The organism is Stenotrophomonas sp. FR024 (assembly GCF_047500745.2).
Taxonomy (GTDB): domain Bacteria; phylum Pseudomonadota; class Gammaproteobacteria; order Xanthomonadales; family Xanthomonadaceae; genus Stenotrophomonas; species Stenotrophomonas maltophilia_A.
Genome location: NZ_JAXAXM020000012.1, coordinates 93,089 through 109,369, shown reverse-complemented (window position 1 = coordinate 109,369; position 16,281 = coordinate 93,089). Strand labels below are relative to the sequence as shown.

Here is a 16,281-nt window from a genome sequence, read left to right as displayed (position 1 = left end):
GTTGGCGGGCGATGAAAATTCTTGTATCGCAAGCGATTCTCGCCAGTTCTTTGATCTTGGGCGTGGCATATCAATCCTTTGCCGAAGGTAATTGCCCTCCTGGTTACTACCCGATTGGGGGGCAAGGGGCACGGGGGTGTGCGCCTATACCCGGGGCCGCTAGTGGAGGTGGTACCACAGCGGAGATTCAGCTTGCCAGTCCTACTGGCAAGTGGGTGCGAACCTGGGGGGCGATAGCGTCTTCCAAGAACACTCAAGACGCAGGAGTGTCGACGGGAAAGAGAGCCAAAGAGCTGGCAGAGCAAGAGGCTCTTTCCAAGTGTGCATCGGGAGGAGCGCGTGACTGCAAGGTCGATTTGGCCTACTTTAATCAGTGCGCTTCTTGGGTCGTTCCAAGTGGGCGTTCTGGGGGCGGGCAGTCGGGAGTGGGTGGTGGGCCCACGCCGGAGCGAGCGCTATTTGTGGCCCAGTTAATGTGCAGGAATGATCAGCCAGGAAAATGTGTGGAGTTCTATGCCAACTGCACGAAACCGATTTTTGAGGAGTTCTAGTTCTCTTAAATAGTTAATTGATGGCCTCGGAAATTGCCATGCCAAATAGCCGCTGGTGGGCGCTATTGGCGATTCGCCTTCTACGAGCGATAGGGCGTGAGGGGCGCCACGTGTGGTGCTGTACCGCGTTACGACTCAAGCGGCAGCGCCTTGTGTGTTTCATCGAGCGACTGGAGCTGCCGGCTTCGCGCGGTATGTGCTCTGATGGAGTGCAATGTAAAGCGGCCTGTTCCGCTTGTTCTGAGTCGATCTATGAGACGAAGGAAATGTCAATCGCGGTGCCGTCTAGCTGGTCCAATGAGAAGGGGGTGAGGACAGTTTCATGAATGGAGCAAAGCAATGGGTGATTCTTTTCTTCTTTCTTCTCGTCTCATTGACCGAAGTTGCGTTCGCTGAAGGCAATTGTCCGCCAGGGTATTATCCAATTGGAGGTCAGGGCGCCCGAGGTTGCGCCCCCATTCCAAGTGGCGCACCGAGTAGCACATCGAGTGGCGGGATTTCCGAATTGCCCGCAAACTCTCCTACTGGGCGATGGACCAAGACATGGGGGGCGATTGCTGAATCGAAAACGACTCAGGACGCGGGCACCTCTGTCGGTAAGCGATCCAAGGAGGAGGCTTCTCGTGAGGCAATTTCAAAATGCGGATCAGCTGGTGCCGCTGATTGTTCGGTTAGCTTCACGTATCAAAATCAGTGTGTCTCGTGGGTCATTCCAAGGGGGCGTTCTGGCGCAGGTCGTGCCGGGATTGGATCTGGTCCCACGCCCGAAAGGGCAAAATTCAACGCGCAAGCCATGTGCAAGAATGATCAGCCGGGATATTGCGAAGAGATCTATTCGGACTGCAGTAAACCGATATTTGATGAGTTCTAAGTTGCAGGCTTATGTCGCGCCCTGATATTCCGGTCCATTGATGTGACCGGCATCGCGATGAAGATGGTGTCCAAGGTTGCGTTCGCCTTTTGGGGAAGCACGTTGACGGGTACGCTGATGGGTGAGAATTTCAGCGAAGGTATGTCGAGCATGGCACTGCAGCAAGGCGGCATGGGCCTGATCCTGACCATGCTGATTCTCTGACTGCGCCGCCCGATGGCGGCGATGTTCTTCCAGGGAACATTGGGCAGCTTCATGGCATATTCGCAGATTGGCGGTAGTGCAGTACCGGCATCGCCGGGCCCGAATGGTCAGCCGCCGGGTTCGACGGGCGGGGGGGCAATACAAGCCGAACGCACCGGCGACTCACGAATCTCAACCGATGGGTGTAGGTTCTGCAGTCACTCCGAGATTGCAGGGTGCCTTGACTCTCCGCCACCATCGTCTGGGGTTGGAGGAAATGCGAATGGCAGCGTTGCATAGCGAGTTCGATATGCACGATAAAGGTGGAGGTGGCGGGCGATGAAAATTCTTGTATCGCAAGCGATTCTCGCCAGTACTTTGATCTTGGGCGTGGCGTATCAATCCTTTGCTGAAGGCAATTGTCCGCCAGGGTACTACCCGATTGGAGGTCAGGGCGCCCGAGGTTGTGCCCCCATTCCAAGTGGCGCACCGAGTAGCACATCGAGTGGCGGGATTTCCGAGTTGCCCGCAAACTCTCCGACTGGGCGGTGGATAAAGACTTGGGGGGCAATCGCCGAGTCCCGGTCTACTCAGGACGCAGGAGCATCGACCGGCCTTCGATCACAGCTAGCGGCAGAGCAAGAGGCGTTGCGGAAGTGCAGTTCAACGGGTGCCGCCGATTGCTCCGTCAGTTTGGCGTATCGAAATCAGTGTGTGGCTTGGGTCATTCCAAGTGGGAAGACGGGTCGTGGAATGTCGGCGCTGGGGCGTGGTGCTACGCCGGAAATGGCGCTGATAATGGCGCACTCCAAGTGCAAGAATGATGTGAGCGGGAAGTGCGCGGTGCTGTATGAAAACTGTACCAAACCTATTTTTGAAGAATTTTGATGTAAATGTGTCGGCGGGCACGCTGGTATAGTCTCGAAGAATGTTGTCGTTGGAGAGCCGCTGCATAAAATGCTGCGCGCCTACTTCCGGCTGAATGTGTCTCATCAGTCTCTTCTACTGCGCTGATGTTCACTGGGACGAAATACGTTAATGCTAGTACGGTAAGCTGGGCAACTTGGACTGCCTTGCGCGACTGCAGAGCTGCGGCGGGAGCACAATGCAGATCCGTCTACGTCGCGTGTGCTATTCCACTTTTCAAGAGATATCAGGCGTACGCGGCCGGACGCTGCCCGAGGCGGAGGAAAAGGCAGTGGGAGAATGTATCGACGCCGATGCGAAAGCCTGTCCTCTGGCATTCAACAACTGCATGTGAAGCTACAGGCGATTTTGGGGTGTTGCGCCGCCTGCGCCCGTCTTGCTTCGTGGATGCGGTCCCCGATTCTGTGACTGGTAGCGCCATTTCAAGCTTTCGCTCTTCGACGCAAGCGACCTCCTCGCGCTAAGCTCTCCTGGCGCCGGAAAAATGGCGCTTCGGCGCTACGATTGCAGGAGCTTTCCCGTCCATGAGGACCCTGTCCCTCCGCTCAACGGGTGACGCATGCCACCGACGCTGCCATGGTGCTCCCGGAGCTATCATCCGCACCTGCAGGGTGACTGGCGCGACTGGGCAACGCCACTATGCCCGCCTACGACGCGAGCATCGGCGGGACGATATTGAAGGAGTGGGAGGGGATGGAAGACAGGGTTGGCGCACACATGGACGATGCCCTGGCATTTGTTCCGTCCGGTGCGAACCTGCTGGAAGCCGTCAGGGGCGAGCTCAACGGCGATGGCATCGAGTATCAGCTGCTGGTCATCGACCAGCCGACGCCGGAAGGGCTGGTGCCCGGCCAACACGGACCGAACCGGGTGCTGCTGTTGCTACGCGGTGACGGGCGCGGGCGCTGGCAGCTGGCCGCGCGCAACGACAAGCTGGTGCCGTGTTCCACCCGAGGTGGCTTGGCCGGCGACCCTTTTGCGTATGCAATGGTCGAGGAGGGCACCTTCAGCGTGATCACCAACGGCGGTAGCCGCGAGCGCTGGAGCAGCACCTACCGGTTCCGCTATGCGCCCGCGGACAAGGCCTGCTGGGTGGACGGGGTGAGACGCAAGGTCGTGGATATCGAGACCGAAGCGACCAACATCCGGGATTACTCGGTGGCGGAGCTGGGCAGGGTGCGGTTCGAGGACTTCGACCCGTCCAGTGTCGCGGAGGTGTCGCTTCCATGAGCCAAGCTCCAACCGGCGGAAGGGAATCCGCGCTGATGAAGATTCAGGAGTTGCACTGTGTCGACCGATAGAGAGTCGCAGCTGTTGCGGCAGGCGACCAAAGCCGGCATCGACTCCCCGCTTGAACTGGCCAATTTCATGGCCCAGGCAGGGCACGAGTCGCGCGGCCTGAGCCGGCTCAATGAAAGTTTCAACTTCACCCGGGGAATCTCGCAGATCCCGGTGGAAGCTGCGTGGCGCAATGGCAACGCTGCGTTGGAGAGCGCCCGCCAGGAAGCGCTGCGTGGCCGCCCGGAAAACCTGGCTGAGCTGATGTACGGCGGACGCATGGGCAATGATGTGCCCGGCGACGCATTGAAGTACCACGGCCGCGGCTATCTGCCGTTGGTCGGCAAGGAGAATTACGAGCGTGCCGGCAAAGCGCTGGATCTGGATCTGGTGAATCAGCCGGAACTGGCCGCGCAGCCCGAGCACGCAGGCCGTATTGCGGTGTGGCAGTGGCAGACGCGAGTACCGGAGGCGGCGCGCGAGGATGTGCGCGAGGCAACGCATGCGCTCAATGGCGCGTTCAATGGCATTGAGGCTCGCCGGCAACGCTTCGAGGTCTGGCAACAGAAGCTGACGCCGGATGTGATGGCGCGGCTGGAGCGGGGTGAGGTCGGTGCGCCGGCGCAGAGTGTTCCCCGAGACATGTCGCAGACCGGTGAGCCCGGCAACGCGTTGTTCGAGGATGCACGCCGACGCCTGCAGCAGATGGGAGCACAGAGTGGACTGCGCAGCGTACAAGAGCTCGACAATACCGCTGGCGCATTGGCGCTGGGGGCGCATAAAGCCGGCCTGTCGCGCATCGATCATCTCCTGGCCGGCAATGACGGTCGCACGCTGTTTGCGGTACAGGGTGGGCTGGGCGATCCGGCCATGCTGCGCGCATCGGTCGATCGCGAACAGGCGGCGCAGCAGCCACTGGCGCAGAGCAGCCAGCAGTTGGCTACCAGCGTCGCCCAGCAGGACCCGGCGGCTGCGCTTGCCCGCGAGCAGGAGCAGCGTTCTCGATCCCTGTAGCACCTGATGCCTGCGGGCAGGGTGCCCGCAGGCGCTTTACGTACGACGCGTGGCGCCCTGTGGCGCCGACATGGAAACCCACTCGTAAGGACACCACATGCGAATCGTTCCCCCGAATGCCCGGCACGCCGCCGCCCACTGCAGTGCATCCGTGCGCCGCCTGCCGCCGCTCTGGCTGCTGTCACTTGGACTCGCCGCAGCGTCGGCACAGGCTCAGGAGGCCGCGTCACCCGTCGTGGAGACGCCCCCCGCTGCCGAGGCGGCCGTTGAAGCGCCTGCAGGGACGGCGCCCGTTGCAGTACCCATGGCGGCCGAAGCTGTTGTCGCGGCACCGGCTCCCGAAGTACGGGTTGCCGCGACTCCCCCTGTGACACCTGTGGTGGACGCGCAGCCGGCGCCGGCTGCGGACCCGACGCCTGTGCCGGTTGCACCCGCAACGGCGGCGCCTGTCGCTGCACCGCCTGCCGTCGTCGAGCCAGCCGTCCCGGTGGTAGCTCCCGCGCCACCCGCCTTGGTCATCATGCCGTTGCCGCCCGAGCAGGCGACCGAGCGTGCGCTTGGTGCCCGCTGCCCGGTGGATCTGGCTGGGCGGCTGGCGGCCCAGGGCGAGCTGCTGATCGGCGCCTGCCAGGGCACGATGCCGGCGCATCTGGCCGCGCTGCTGGTCGCGCTGCCCCAGCAGGACATCCACCTGCCGCGCAGCTGGCGCGAGCGTGAGGTGCAACAGAAGGTTTGGTTCAAGGCGGTGCCGGGCTACGGCCAGCGCCCGGACTTCATCGCGCGGATGGGCGACATCTGGGTGCGCTCGCTGGAAGGACGCGACGCCGACAGCACGTTCTACCTGGTGTCGGCACCGTTCACCTGCAGCGACCGGGTCGCCAACCGTGATGAGTACGGCGCAGAGCCGGTACGTGTGCCAGCGGGTGACTGCCGCGAGGCTTATGTGGGCCAGCGTGTGTACCAGGTTCGCGGGGACGCCGCGCCGAGGGATGTGACCGCGGACGCCATGCCGGCCATGCCCCAGGTGACGGAGGCCGATCGTGCGCGGCAGCTGTCGCGCGACGGCCGGATCAGCTTGGACCACAGCAAGCTGCAGTACGGCCCGGCCATGCGGTGGTTCGTGCAGTACCCGGAGGCAGCGCAGAAGGGCGGTCCGCGTGCCTACAGTGACTGGAACCGCGAGCACCTGGCCTTCGTGGTCTGGACTGGGGATCGCTTCGAGCTGCGCGAAAAGGTCGCGCGGGCGCAGTGGCCCTGTGATCCGGTAGCACCGGGCGATCGCGCCTGTGGTGGCTTCCCGGATTCCGGGCCGGATCTGTTCGTGACCGCCGGTGCGTCCGCGCCGGTCGCGGCCTCCAGCCCCTGAGGCAGAGGGCCGAAGTGACGCGGGAGCCGGAATGACCGGCTCCCGCGCTGTTCATCAGGCCTGCATGCTGCGGGTCTGGTTCTGCTGTTGTTCCAGTTGCTGATCGCGGTCCTGTGCCAGGCGCTGTCCCGCGGCTTGCTGATCAATGCGCTGGCTGCTCTGCTCCAGCGGGGTGTTCATCGCCACGGCCGTGTCCACCGACACGCGCAGATGCGCCGGGTCGCCGCCCAGGCCCTGCACCGCGAAGCTGCGCGAAGCATCGGCATTCATCACCACCTCGTCGATGCGCTTGCCGCCTGCAGCGTGCATCTCCGCCGCCAGGCTACCGGCCAACTGCGTACTCATCACATCCGGCACGCGGCCGACGCGAACGTCCTGCGCATGCACGCCACGGATCGCGTCGTTGAACAGCGGGTTGCCCAGGTGATTGGCATCGTCCATGCGCAGCATGCTGGTGTGATGGCCGTTCTTCTCTGCTTCGCGGCGTGCTGGTTCACCGGGCTGCAGCGGGCCGCGGATGTGGTCGTACAGATCGATGGCGCCGCCAGGGATGCCGCGTGCCGCGCGGGTGACGCCACGACGCAGTGATTCCACGTCGTCGCGGTACTCCTCGATCATCTTGGCGTTGTCTTTCGCCAGCTTCTGCGTTTCCGGGTGCTTCAGCACCGAGCCTTCGTCGAGGAAGTTGCCCAGTTTGTGCGCGCCGAATGAACTGGTGGCCGCGATGATCGGACGGTCTGGAATCAGATCACGCAGGGCGTGATTGCTGAAGCCATTTGCCGCGAGCGTCTTGATCTCATCGGGCTTGGCGTAGATGCGGACCTGGCCGAAGTGCGGCGAGGCGGCGCTGACCGGATCGGAAGCCATGACGTGGTTGATCATGGTGTTGCCGCCTTCCGGAATGCGGTAGCTGAGGCTGACCGCGCCGTAGGCATTGAAGGTCTCGCCCTTGACGTTGAAGTGGTGCGAGGTGATCTGGGCCAGGGCACCGCCGAGGGAGTGGCCTGTGACGGTAACTTCGGGCGGACGTTGTCCGAGATCCTGCCCTTCCTTCTTGGCATAGGCGAGGGCGCGTTGAGTCAGCGCGATGGCGTCCGGAGCCTGCACGTTGGTGCGGGCAACGACCATGCCACCATCGGTCAGAATTGCATCGCGTGCGATCTGTTCGGTGCCGCGATGTGCGACGACAATTTCATGGGTGTCGACTCGCTGGTAGATCGTTCCCTGATAGCCGTTCAGTCGATTATCGACGTGCTCGAGGATCTTGTACTCATGCCCGTTGATCGCTACGAGCTCTTCCTTGCCAGGAGCGCGTCGACCGACCGCACGGTCCTTGTACACGTCGTCGGAAATGCCCGCGTAGTCTTGGCTGCTGAGGCTCATTGGCGGACCTCATTGGCTTCAAGTGAAGCCGAGAACAGTGAATTCTGCAGCTCAGGGCGGAACTTGGTGGGGTCTTCTTGGCCGCTTGCGCCGTAGTCCGGAATCTCGTTCACGCGCGGATAGTCCGAACGAGGATAGTGGCGAGTCTCGGTCTCGCCTTTGACGAATGGCGCTGCTTCAATAAATGAAAGGAAGCGCGTCTCGCCCTCGGCCCCCGTCGCCTTCAGCATCGCGCCTGCACCGGTGAACTCCCACTTGCAGACACCGCGACCGTAGTAATCCTCGTCCAGCATGCGGTCGATGTATACAGTGCCCCGGTACTCACCATCAGCGACCTTGCGCAGTTCCACCGGCTCCTGGCTGGTGATGCGTGCGGCGGTACCGGTGGCTGGTTCGATGTGGCCGCACTGGTCTTCGTTGGTGACGTCGTACTGCGCTACGCCTTCGACCACTGCGAAATCACCGGGGGCATCCTTCAGGCGCAGCACCAGTTCATAGGCCTTGCGCGGGCTGGGGTTGAGCTTGGCGAGGCCACGCCCACCCTGGGCGACATCGGCTTCAGCAGCGGCACGTTCCTGGTTCATGGCGGTCTCCGGATTGCAGGCGGTCAATAGAAGCAGAGCAAGGCACGGGATCATCTTGTGGCGCAATGTCGGCCTCCTTGGGGGTAGGGATGGTTGAACTGGCAGCTCATGGCACGAGTTTCTGCACAGTGGTGGTGGTTGAGAACAGCGCGTTGCGCAGATCTTCGCTGTACCCCGACGGATCTTCCTCGCCACTGGCGCCAAAGTTGGCGACAGTGGCGGCGCGCGGATAGATAAGGTTTGGGTAATAAAGCGTAAGAGGTGAGTCGCTCTCCATGCGCTCCTTGTCGATGAACGTCAGGAATCGCGTATCCGCCTCGCCGGTCGTAGCGCGCAACATCGCACCGACTCCGGTCAGTGTCCAATGACAGACGCCGCGATCGTAATAGTCTTGGTCCTGCATGCGGTCGAGGTAGAACGTACCGCGGTACTCGTTCTCACCGACCTTGCGCAGCGTGACGAGCTCCTGGCTGGTAATACGGCTGGCGGTACCGGTCGCCCTCAGGACCCGGCCGCAGTCCTTGTGGTTGCCGACGTCGTACTGGGCAACGCCCTCGACCACCGCGAAGGGACCGGGGGCATCCTTCAGTGTCAGCACCAGCTCGTAGCCTTGCTGCGGTGATGGGTTGAGTTTGGCCAGGCCGCGCCCACCAGCGGCGACGTCGCGCTCGGCATCAGCATAGGGCGAGCATGCGGCCAGTGGGATAAGGGCGAGCAACGCCAGCAGCGGCTGCCTTTTCCTTTCAGGGAGCGCTACTCCCATGGCCTGATCCTGCATCGTGCGTCCATGTCCATATATCCTTCCTGGGTGACAGGTTTCTCGATTATGGAGCGTGTCGGGAACGCAGTGCCACCGCCGCGACGGCTTTTTGACGCGCCCGATGCGGTGTATTCCGGCGAATCGACTGCAGCACAGGGGATCCGGGTGTCGCGTTGGCCTTGCTGGCAGGGCCTGTTCGCGGTTGAATCTGCGACGTAAATCAATAATTCACGCATTCATCACGTTATCAAAGGCGTTCTCTTGAACTGCATGATCCGCACCGAAACCACGGCCGACCATGCCGCCATCCATGCACTCACCGAGGCCGCCTTCCGCGAAGCCCCGCACAGCAGCCACACCGAGCAGTTCATCGTCGACGCCCTGCGCACCCGCGGGGAGTTGAGCATTTCGCTGGTCGCCGAAACTCAGGGCCAGGTGGTCGGTCACATTGCCCTGTCGCCGGTGACGGTCAGCGATGGCAGCACGGGCTGGTTTGGTCTGGGCCCGATCTCGGTACTGCCCGCGTGGCAGGGGCAGGGCATCGGTGCGGCCCTGATGCGCGCCGCACTTGAAGCACTGCGTCAGCAGGGTGCGCATGGCTGTGTATTGCTGGGCGAGCCGGCCTATTACGGGCGCTTCGGCTTCCGTGCCGAGCCGGGCCTGGTGTTGCCGGGCGTGCCGGCGGAGTACTTCCAGGCGCTTTGCCTGCAGCCTCCGCTGGCTCAGGGCGAGGTGCAGTACTCACCGGCTTTCGAGGCGACAGCCTGAGCCACGGCGGGCGTGCCCCGCTCAGGGCGCGCGCCAGACGGTCGGTTCGGGTTGCGGTTTCGGAATGCGGTAGCCGCCGATATGCTCGAGAAGTTCATTGGTACGACGCTGCTCGACCAGTACCTCACGCAGCAGGTTGCGCACGGCGAAGATGGCGAACGGCACCAGGATCCAGACCAGGCTGATGCCCAGCGCAAACAGGGTCAACAGGGCTTTTGCACCATCCATGTACGGCATTCCTTGATCGAAAGCAGCCACGCTAACACGCAGCTGCTGCCAACGGATGTCAGGCCTTATGCCGAAGGTGGATCAGCGGATACGGGCGGCCCTGCGAATCCAGCGGCGAACGACCGGTTTCGACAAAGCCCATGCGCAGGTAGAAGCCCACGGCCTGCGCGTTCTGTGCGTTGACGTCGGTGCTCAGCTGCGGGTGCAGGGCCAGTGCGTGCTGCAGCAGCTGCCGACCGATACCGGTGCCGCGCACGTCCGGATCGATGAACAGTGCTTCCATGTGGGTGCCGTCGATCAGCATGAATCCCTGCGGCTGGTCCTGTGCATTGACGGCGACGGTCATCGGCGCCTGCGGCAGGAAAGCGGCCACTTCGGCATCGATGGCCTGGCGGTCTTCGGTACTGAGGAAGTCGTGGGTGGCGTCGACGGCGCGGCGCCAGAGATCGACAAGGGCGGCGCCGTCGTCGGCGCGAGAGGGACGGAGGGTGCTCATGTGTTCACCAAGGTGCTTGACAGGAATGCGCAGTATGAAGCTTTCCGGCCGTGCTTGCAGGTGCGGATTCATCCGGCGTTGCGATGGCCGATGAAGGGACTGTAGGCAGTCGCTTCCGCGCGCAGCGCCACACCATCCTCGAAGTCCTCACTGTTGTTGAAGGGCACGGTCGGCCACTGCCGCCATCGCGACAGTCGCTCGCGGTAGGAAAGGGTGGCTGCAACCAATGCTTCGTCGTGGGCCTGCACGCGTTCCGCTGCAAGCCCTGAGCGCACGCCATGCACCACATGCGGTTCCATCACCTCGAAGCCGACGTAGCGCAGGCTGTACATCAACGGCCACAGCAGCAACCGGGTGTCACCCTCGCGGCCATCAAGCGCGCACGCCCGTGCCGATGAGCCGGTGGTGACGCTCAGCAGCGCACGCTTGCCGCGCATCACGCCGCGCTCGTGGCGCTGCCGGCTGTTGTACATCGGTCCGTAAACCAGCACGCGGTCCAGCCAGCCCTTGAGGATGGCCGGCGCCGCAAACCACCACAGTGGGAACTGCAGGATCACCAGGTCCGCGGCCTGCAGCAGCTGCAGGTGATGCCGCACATCGGCGGGCAACTGGTCGTGTTCGGCGCTGTAGCGCTGTTCGCGCTGGGCATCGAAGCGCTCGGGCTGCAGGCGCCGTGGATGGTGCCAGGCCGCTTCCAGCGGATCGAAGCTTTCTGCATACAGGTCGACCATGTCCACCTGCAGATGGTTGTGCCGCAGCTGCTCGGCCGCCTGCATGGCCAGGTGGGCATTGAAGGAACGGGGTTCGGGGTGGGCCAGCAGGATCAGGGCGCGCATGGGGCAAGGTGTTCGTGGAGTGTGCGACCATCCTCGCGATGCCGGCATGCTCCGGCAATTACGCACTTTGAGGTAACCATGGCCTTTCCCGGTGATGTCTATGCCGCCGACTGCTCGGCGCGCGATGCGCTGGCACTGATCTCCGGCAAGTGGGTGATGCTGCTGCTGCCGGCATTGGCCGAGGGCCCGCAACGCAATGGTGCGCTGCTGCGGAAGATCGAAGGCATCTCGCAGAAGGTGCTGACCCAGACCCTGCGGCAGCTGGAGCGCAACGGTCTGATCGAGCGCTGCGATCTGGGCGGCAAGCCACTGCACGTGGAGTACCGGTTGACCGAGGTTGCGCGCAGTCTGGTAGACACCCTGACCGCGTTGGACCGTTGGGCCGAGCACAATTTCCCGGCGCTGGACGCTGCCCGCGAGCGCTTCGACGCGCGCTAGCGGCGCCTGCACGGCTGCGGGCGTACAATGCGGCCCCGGCGGCCATCCTGGCCCTGCAGACACGCGAGAACCGCCATGACCGACGCCCTGGGTGTGCCGGTGCACGACACCGACGAACACTGGATGCGCCACGCGCTGGCGCTGGCTGAGCGCGCACAACGCGAGTTCGACGAGATCCCGGTGGGTGCAGTGCTGGTCGGTGCCGACGGTCAACTGCTGGGCGAGGGCTGGAACCTCAACATCGCCTCGCATGACCCCAGCGCACACGCCGAGATCGTGGCCATGCGGGCGGGCGGAAAATTGCTGGCGAACCATCGCCTGCTTGGCAGCACGCTGTATGTGACCCTGGAGCCGTGTGCGATGTGCGCAATGGCGATCGTGCACGCGCGCGTTGCACGGTTGGTCTACGGTGCCAGCGACCCCAAGACCGGTGCCTGCGGCAGCGTGTTCGACCTCATTGGCGATGCCCGCCACAACCACCGGGTGGAGATCCACGGTGGGGTACTGGCCAAGGAAGCCAGCATGCGCCTGACCAACTACTTCCGCGCCAAGCGTGGCAAGCCGCCGCTGTTGCTGGAAGACCACGCCAGCGAGGGCTGAGGGGCGAACGGGTATGATGGGTGCCTCTTTCCATCACCGGTAGGCCGCGCGCCTGCCCAGCAACGAGGCGACACATGGCGGACAACGGCGCGGCCAACGAACGACTGATCTGGATCGACCTGGAAATGACCGGGTTGGATACCGACAACGATTCGATCATCGAGATCGCCACCCTAGTCACTGACGCCCAGCTCAACGTGCTGGCCGAAGGTCCGGAATTCGCCATCCACCATCCGCTGGAAACGCTGGAAGCGATGGACGAGTGGAACCGCAACCAGCACCGCCGTTCGGGCCTGTGGCAGCGTGTGGTGGACAGCACGGTGACCCTTGCCCAAGCTGAAGCGCAGACGGTGAATTTCCTGGCGCAGTGGATCCCGGCCGGCCTGTCGCCGATGTGCGGCAACTCCATCTGCCAGGACCGCCGCTTCCTGCACCGCCAGATGCCGCGGCTGGAGAAGTACTTCCACTACCGCAACCTGGACGTGTCCACGGTGAAGGAGCTGGCCAAGCGCTGGGCGCCGACCGTGGCCGCCGGCGTCGGCAAGAACAGCAACCACACCGCGCTGAGCGATGTGCATGACTCCATCGCCGAGCTGCGTCACTACCGCCAGTTCATGGGCGCGCTGTCGGGGCTGCCGGTTGCCTGAACAACGACGCCGGGCATGGCCCGGCGCTACCGGGTGACACGCGAACTGGTAGTGCCGGCCGCTGGCCGGCAATTCAGCGGCCTTCGTGAGGTGTATCAGGTTGCCGGCCAGCGGCCGGCACTACCCTCCGTTCAACTCCCTGGCGCTAAGATCGGCGCCATGAACGAGCCCATCCTGCTTCCCCGCGACATTGCCCACGACGCCCGCGACTGGTCTGACCTGCAGCGGGCGGTGACCCTGCTGGAAGCGCCGACCCTGACCGCGCGCATGGCCAATCTGGTCGGCACGCCGCTGGAGTTCGCGGTGAAGGCGCTGCCCAGCTCGGTCTCCAACCGCATCCACGGCGCGGTGCAGGCGGCGCTGACCAAGTCGGCGCAGGCGGCGCTGTGGAGCATGGACAACACCCCCGGCAAGGGGGCGTCCACCCGCTGGCACAAGCTGGCCGCAGCGACCTCCGGTGCGGTGGGCGGCGCCTTTGGCTTTGCCGCGCTGTTCATCGAGCTGCCGGTGTCGACCACCATCATGATGCGCGCGGTGGCCGACGTGGCCCGCAGCGAGGGCTTCGACCTGTCCGAGTTCAGCACCCGCCAGGCCTGCCTGGAGGTGTTCGCGCTGGGTGGCAACTCGCCGCGCGATGACGCCAGCGAAACTGGTTATTACCTGGCCCGGGGCTTCACCACCGATGTGATGCGCCATCTGTCGGCCGAGCTGGCCGGGCGCGTGGTGACCGGCCGCGACCTGACCCTGGGCGTAGCGCCGAAGGAAGCCGGCAAGCTGCTGGCGAAGATGGTGGAGAAGGTGGCGGCGCGCTTCGGCGTGGTGGTCACCGAGAAATTCGCCGCACAGGCGGTGCCGATCGTGGGTGCCGCTGCCGGTGCGACGCTCAATACGATGTTCACCGATTACTACCAGGACATGGCGCGCGGCCACTTCATCGTGCGCCGGCTGGAGCGCAAGTACGGCGAAGACGTGGTGCGCACCTGCTATGACCGCGTAGCGCATGGCACGATCAGGATAGAACCCCGCCTGGAGTAGATCCACGCCATGCATGGATGAGCCTTCATGCCAGGCCATCCTTGCCTGCCGGGCACAACTGTTTTGCCATAACACGCCTGTTGCCTTTCGCAGGCGGTCCCCATTCTTGCTGGCACCCCCCCCGCAAGAGATGTCCGCCATGTTGTTCACCTCCCACCGCCTGGGCGCCTTGACCCTGCCCAACCGAATCGTCATGCCGCCGATGACCCGCTCGCGCGCTGCCGACGGCAACGTTGCCACCGCGGAAATGGCCGCCTACTACGCGCAGCGGGCCAGCGCGGGCCTGATCGTCAGCGAAGGTACCCAGATCAGCCCGCAGGGCCAGGGCTATGCCTGGACCCCGGGCATCCACAGTGGCGAGCAGGTGCAGGGCTGGCGCCAGGTGACCGACGCCGTGCACGCTGCCGGCGGTCGCATCTACGCCCAGTTGTGGCACGTGGGTCGGGTCTCGCACGTCGCGCTGCAGCCCGGTGGTGCCGCGCCGGTGTCGTCGTCGGCGCTGCTGGCCGAGGGCGTGAAGGTGTTTGTCGACCCCACCGGCGCCGGCCCGGAAGCGGGCGTGGGCGAGATGATCCAGCACTCGATGCCGCGCGCGCTGGCCGAGGCCGAGATTCCGGGCATCATCGCCGACTACGCGCAGGCCACCCGCAATGCGCTGGCCGCCGGCTTCGATGGCGTTGAGCTGCACGGAGCCAATGGCTACCTGATCAACCAGTTCATCGACTCGCAGGCCAACCAGCGCAGCGACGGTTATGGCGGCTCGCTGCAGAACCGGCTGCGTTTCCTGCGCGAGGTCGTGCAGGCGGTGACTGCAGTAGCCGGTGGTGACCGCGTCGGTGTTCGTCTGGCGCCGCTGACGACGCTGCAGGGCGCGGTGGACGATACGCCGCAGGCTACCTACCTGGCCGCGGCGCACCTGCTGGGTGCGCTGGGCGTGGGCTACCTGCACATCGCCGAAGCCGACTGGGATGACGCACCGCTGATGCCAGTGGCGTTCAAGCAGGCGCTGCGCATGGTCTACCCAGGCACCCTGATCTACGCCGGCAAGTACACCGCCGAGCGCGCCGAGCAGGCACTGGCTGAAGGCTGGGCCGACCTGATCGGCTTCGGTCGCCCGTTCATCGCCAACCCGGACCTGCCCGAGCGCCTGCGTCTGGGGGCGGAGCTGAACCCGCCGGATCGCGCAACGTTCTTCGGCGGTGGTGCGGTCGGGTTCACCGATTACGCGACGCTGGAAGAAAGCGTCACCGCCTGATCTCGGAGGCTGCCGGCCAGCGGACGGCACTACCGATGTATGGAGATGGGGTGGGTGCCGGCCGCTGGCCGGCATTTCTGTTTGGGATCAGGGCTTGTCGCGCACCAGCGCGTCGGCCTCGACCACGCCGCCATCCTTGCCATGCAGGTACAGGTGCATGTCCTGCTGCGGATACGGGATGTTGATGCCGGCCTTGTCGAAGCCCAGCTTGAGCTGTTCCAGCAGCGTGACCTTGGTACCGAACCAGTCGGCCGACTTCACGTAGCAGCGGATGCCAAGATTGATCGCGTGCGCGCCCAGTTCGTACACCACTACGTCCGGTGCCGGCGTCTGCAACACGCGCGGGTCGGCCTTCATCAGCGCCAGCGCGGTGTCGCGCGCCAGCTGGATGTTGTCTTCATAGCCGATGCCCACCACCAGTTCGACGCGGCGGGTCGGCTCGGCGGTGAGGTTGATGATCGGCGCAGCGGTGATCAGCGTGTTCGGAATGGTGGTGTGCTGGTTGTCGGCACCGGTGATGACGGTCTGGAAGATGCGCACTTCGCGCACCGTGCCGGTCTGTCCGGCCACCGTCACTACATCACCGACGCGGAACGGGCGCAGCGTCACCAGCATGACGCCGGAGGCGATGTTGGACAGCGAATCCTTCAGTGCCAGGCCAACCGCAAGCCCGGCGGTGCCGAGCACAGCCAGCAGCGGGGTGATCTGCACGCCCAACGTGCCGATCGCCAGTACCACCACGATCACCAGCGACGCGGCGTACACCACGTTGCGCAGGAAGTTGCCCAGCATCGGGTCCACGCCCATGCGCGCGGTGGCGCGTGGCATCGCGTTGGACAGGCGTCGCGCCACCCACATGCCGACCAGCAGCACCACGATCGCGGCCAGCAATGGCACGCCGTAGGTCTCCAGCAGGCGTTCCCAATCGAGCGAGTGGAACCAGGGTGTTGCGGCGGGGGCGGGTGGGGCAGTGGCAATCATGCGGGCTCCTTGTCGAACGGGCGCGGCGCTCAAGAACGCCAAAAAATGAAAACCCCGCAGAGGCGGGGTTGCATGCGGGC

The 16,281-nt window shown here is 64.2% G+C and carries 19 protein-coding genes and 1 pseudogene; 13 read left to right on the top strand and 7 right to left on the bottom strand.

Translation table 11 applies throughout. The features are described from left to right. Positions 1 to 11 precede the first annotated feature (11 nt). From ACMZ91_RS14315 to ACMZ91_RS14285, 7 genes and pseudogenes are all read left to right on the top strand, one after another. Complete coding sequence (locus tag ACMZ91_RS14315; protein ID WP_080356581.1) at positions 12 to 551, top strand: DUF4189 domain-containing protein; 540 nt, start codon at positions 12 to 14, stop codon at positions 549 to 551. Between the two features lie 322 nt (positions 552 to 873). Beyond that, positions 874 to 1,422: a DUF4189 domain-containing protein gene (locus tag ACMZ91_RS14310; RefSeq protein WP_080356582.1), complete on the top strand. Its 549-nt coding sequence runs from the start codon at positions 874 to 876 to the stop codon at positions 1,420 to 1,422. Positions 1,423 to 1,464: 42 nt separating this feature from the next. Continuing rightward, positions 1,465 to 1,905, top strand: a pseudogene (locus ACMZ91_RS14305) (TrbL/VirB6 family protein); the annotation flags it as partial. Positions 1,906 to 1,944: 39 nt separating this feature from the next. Then, a complete protein-coding gene (locus ACMZ91_RS14300; RefSeq protein ID WP_080356529.1) occupies positions 1,945 to 2,493 on the top strand; it encodes a DUF4189 domain-containing protein in 549 nt (182 codons plus the stop codon). Between the two features lie 732 nt (positions 2,494 to 3,225). Continuing rightward, entirely contained in the window at positions 3,226 to 3,762 is a 537-nt protein-coding gene (locus tag ACMZ91_RS14295; protein WP_010484878.1) for a hypothetical protein, read from the top strand. Positions 3,763 to 3,819: 57 nt separating this feature from the next. After that, positions 3,820 to 4,824 (top strand): XVIPCD domain-containing protein, encoded by a 1,005-nt coding sequence (locus ACMZ91_RS14290; protein WP_414577171.1) that lies wholly within the window; start codon positions 3,820 to 3,822, stop codon positions 4,822 to 4,824. Between the two features lie 97 nt (positions 4,825 to 4,921). Then, the gene (locus ACMZ91_RS14285; protein ID WP_414577169.1) at positions 4,922 to 6,190 is read left to right on the top strand and encodes a hypothetical protein; all 1,269 of its coding nucleotides are present in this window, start codon (positions 4,922 to 4,924) and stop codon (positions 6,188 to 6,190) included. Between the two features lie 54 nt (positions 6,191 to 6,244). Here ACMZ91_RS14285 and ACMZ91_RS14280 read toward each other — a convergent pair whose 3' ends face one another. From ACMZ91_RS14280 to ACMZ91_RS14270, 3 genes are read right to left on the bottom strand one after another with little or no spacing between them, the layout of a single operon-like run. Next, a complete protein-coding gene (locus tag ACMZ91_RS14280) occupies positions 6,245 to 7,573 on the bottom strand; it encodes an XVIPCD domain-containing protein (RefSeq protein ID WP_414577168.1) in 1,329 nt (442 codons plus the stop codon). Then, complete coding sequence (locus ACMZ91_RS14275; RefSeq protein ID WP_414577166.1) at positions 7,570 to 8,223, bottom strand: hypothetical protein; 654 nt, start codon at positions 8,221 to 8,223, stop codon at positions 7,570 to 7,572. Before ACMZ91_RS14275 ends, ACMZ91_RS14280 begins: the two co-directional genes overlap by 4 nt. Positions 8,224 to 8,263: 40 nt before the next feature. After that, positions 8,264 to 8,920 carry a hypothetical protein gene (locus tag ACMZ91_RS14270; protein ID WP_495497668.1) on the bottom strand — a complete coding sequence of 219 codons (657 nt, stop codon included), beginning with the start codon at positions 8,918 to 8,920 and terminating at the stop codon, positions 8,264 to 8,266. Positions 8,921 to 9,178: 258 nt separating this feature from the next. Here ACMZ91_RS14270 and ACMZ91_RS14265 point away from each other — a divergent pair, with 258 nt between their 5' ends. Then, on the top strand, positions 9,179 to 9,685 hold the full coding sequence (locus tag ACMZ91_RS14265; RefSeq protein ID WP_049462139.1) for a GNAT family N-acetyltransferase: 507 nt from the start codon (positions 9,179 to 9,181) through the stop codon (positions 9,683 to 9,685). 21 nt (positions 9,686 to 9,706) lie between these two features. Here ACMZ91_RS14265 and ACMZ91_RS14260 read toward each other — a convergent pair whose 3' ends face one another. The 3 genes from ACMZ91_RS14260 to ACMZ91_RS14250 form a co-directional block, all read right to left on the bottom strand. Beyond that, positions 9,707 to 9,913 carry a hypothetical protein gene (locus ACMZ91_RS14260; protein WP_005410107.1) on the bottom strand — a complete coding sequence of 69 codons (207 nt, stop codon included), beginning with the start codon at positions 9,911 to 9,913 and terminating at the stop codon, positions 9,707 to 9,709. A 58-nt stretch (positions 9,914 to 9,971) separates the two neighbouring features. After that, positions 9,972 to 10,409, bottom strand: coding sequence for an acetyltransferase (locus ACMZ91_RS14255; protein WP_049398283.1), 438 nt, complete (start codon positions 10,407 to 10,409; stop codon positions 9,972 to 9,974). Between the two features lie 68 nt (positions 10,410 to 10,477). Then, on the bottom strand, positions 10,478 to 11,245 hold the full coding sequence (locus ACMZ91_RS14250) for an NAD(P)H-dependent oxidoreductase (RefSeq protein WP_134950669.1): 768 nt from the start codon (positions 11,243 to 11,245) through the stop codon (positions 10,478 to 10,480). A 78-nt stretch (positions 11,246 to 11,323) separates the two neighbouring features. Between ACMZ91_RS14250 and ACMZ91_RS14245 the strand changes: the two genes are divergently transcribed. From ACMZ91_RS14245 to ACMZ91_RS14225, 5 genes are all read left to right on the top strand, one after another. Beyond that, positions 11,324 to 11,683 (top strand): winged helix-turn-helix transcriptional regulator, encoded by a 360-nt coding sequence (locus ACMZ91_RS14245; RefSeq protein ID WP_032129513.1) that lies wholly within the window; start codon positions 11,324 to 11,326, stop codon positions 11,681 to 11,683. A gap of 75 nt (positions 11,684 to 11,758) precedes the next feature. Further along, positions 11,759 to 12,283 (top strand): tRNA adenosine(34) deaminase TadA, encoded by a 525-nt coding sequence (gene tadA / locus ACMZ91_RS14240; protein ID WP_032129512.1) that lies wholly within the window; start codon positions 11,759 to 11,761, stop codon positions 12,281 to 12,283. A gap of 74 nt (positions 12,284 to 12,357) precedes the next feature. Next, the gene (orn, locus tag ACMZ91_RS14235) at positions 12,358 to 12,930 is read left to right on the top strand and encodes an oligoribonuclease (protein WP_049462141.1); all 573 of its coding nucleotides are present in this window, start codon (positions 12,358 to 12,360) and stop codon (positions 12,928 to 12,930) included. A gap of 159 nt (positions 12,931 to 13,089) precedes the next feature. After that, entirely contained in the window at positions 13,090 to 13,965 is an 876-nt protein-coding gene (locus ACMZ91_RS14230) for an EcsC family protein (protein ID WP_049462142.1), read from the top strand. Positions 13,966 to 14,104: 139 nt separating this feature from the next. After that, positions 14,105 to 15,220 (top strand): alkene reductase, encoded by a 1,116-nt coding sequence (locus tag ACMZ91_RS14225; protein ID WP_049462155.1) that lies wholly within the window; start codon positions 14,105 to 14,107, stop codon positions 15,218 to 15,220. A gap of 87 nt (positions 15,221 to 15,307) precedes the next feature. Here the strand turns inward: ACMZ91_RS14225 and ACMZ91_RS14220 are convergent, their stop codons facing one another. Then, a complete protein-coding gene (locus tag ACMZ91_RS14220; RefSeq protein WP_049462143.1) occupies positions 15,308 to 16,201 on the bottom strand; it encodes a mechanosensitive ion channel family protein in 894 nt (297 codons plus the stop codon). Positions 16,202 to 16,281 lie beyond the last annotated feature (80 nt).

Excerpts from the sequence above, each read along its gene's own strand:
- ACMZ91_RS14285 (WP_414577169.1), top strand. The coding sequence starts at position 4,922 with ATGCGAATCGTTCCCCCGAATGCCCGGCACGCCGCCGCCCACTGCAGT.
- ACMZ91_RS14245 (WP_032129513.1), top strand. The coding sequence starts at position 11,324 with ATGGCCTTTCCCGGTGATGTCTATGCCGCCGACTGCTCGGCGCGCGAT.
- ACMZ91_RS14310 (WP_080356582.1), top strand. The coding sequence starts at position 874 with ATGAATGGAGCAAAGCAATGGGTGATTCTTTTCTTCTTTCTTCTCGTC.
- ACMZ91_RS14270 (WP_495497668.1), bottom strand. The coding sequence starts at position 8,920 with ATGGGAGTAGCGCTCCCTGAAAGGAAAAGGCAGCCGCTGCTGGCGTTG.
- ACMZ91_RS14225 (WP_049462155.1), top strand. The coding sequence starts at position 14,105 with ATGTTGTTCACCTCCCACCGCCTGGGCGCCTTGACCCTGCCCAACCGA.
- orn (WP_049462141.1), top strand. The coding sequence starts at position 12,358 with ATGGCGGACAACGGCGCGGCCAACGAACGACTGATCTGGATCGACCTG.
- ACMZ91_RS14300 (WP_080356529.1), top strand. The coding sequence starts at position 1,945 with ATGAAAATTCTTGTATCGCAAGCGATTCTCGCCAGTACTTTGATCTTG.
- tadA (WP_032129512.1), top strand. The coding sequence starts at position 11,759 with ATGACCGACGCCCTGGGTGTGCCGGTGCACGACACCGACGAACACTGG.
- ACMZ91_RS14250 (WP_134950669.1), bottom strand. The coding sequence starts at position 11,245 with ATGCGCGCCCTGATCCTGCTGGCCCACCCCGAACCCCGTTCCTTCAAT.
- ACMZ91_RS14230 (WP_049462142.1), top strand. The coding sequence starts at position 13,090 with ATGAACGAGCCCATCCTGCTTCCCCGCGACATTGCCCACGACGCCCGC.
- ACMZ91_RS14280 (WP_414577168.1), bottom strand. The coding sequence starts at position 7,573 with ATGAGCCTCAGCAGCCAAGACTACGCGGGCATTTCCGACGACGTGTAC.
- ACMZ91_RS14220 (WP_049462143.1), bottom strand. The coding sequence starts at position 16,201 with ATGATTGCCACTGCCCCACCCGCCCCCGCCGCAACACCCTGGTTCCAC.
- ACMZ91_RS14260 (WP_005410107.1), bottom strand. The coding sequence starts at position 9,913 with ATGGATGGTGCAAAAGCCCTGTTGACCCTGTTTGCGCTGGGCATCAGC.
- ACMZ91_RS14295 (WP_010484878.1), top strand. The coding sequence starts at position 3,226 with ATGGAAGACAGGGTTGGCGCACACATGGACGATGCCCTGGCATTTGTT.
- ACMZ91_RS14315 (WP_080356581.1), top strand. The coding sequence starts at position 12 with ATGAAAATTCTTGTATCGCAAGCGATTCTCGCCAGTTCTTTGATCTTG.
- ACMZ91_RS14255 (WP_049398283.1), bottom strand. The coding sequence starts at position 10,409 with ATGAGCACCCTCCGTCCCTCTCGCGCCGACGACGGCGCCGCCCTTGTC.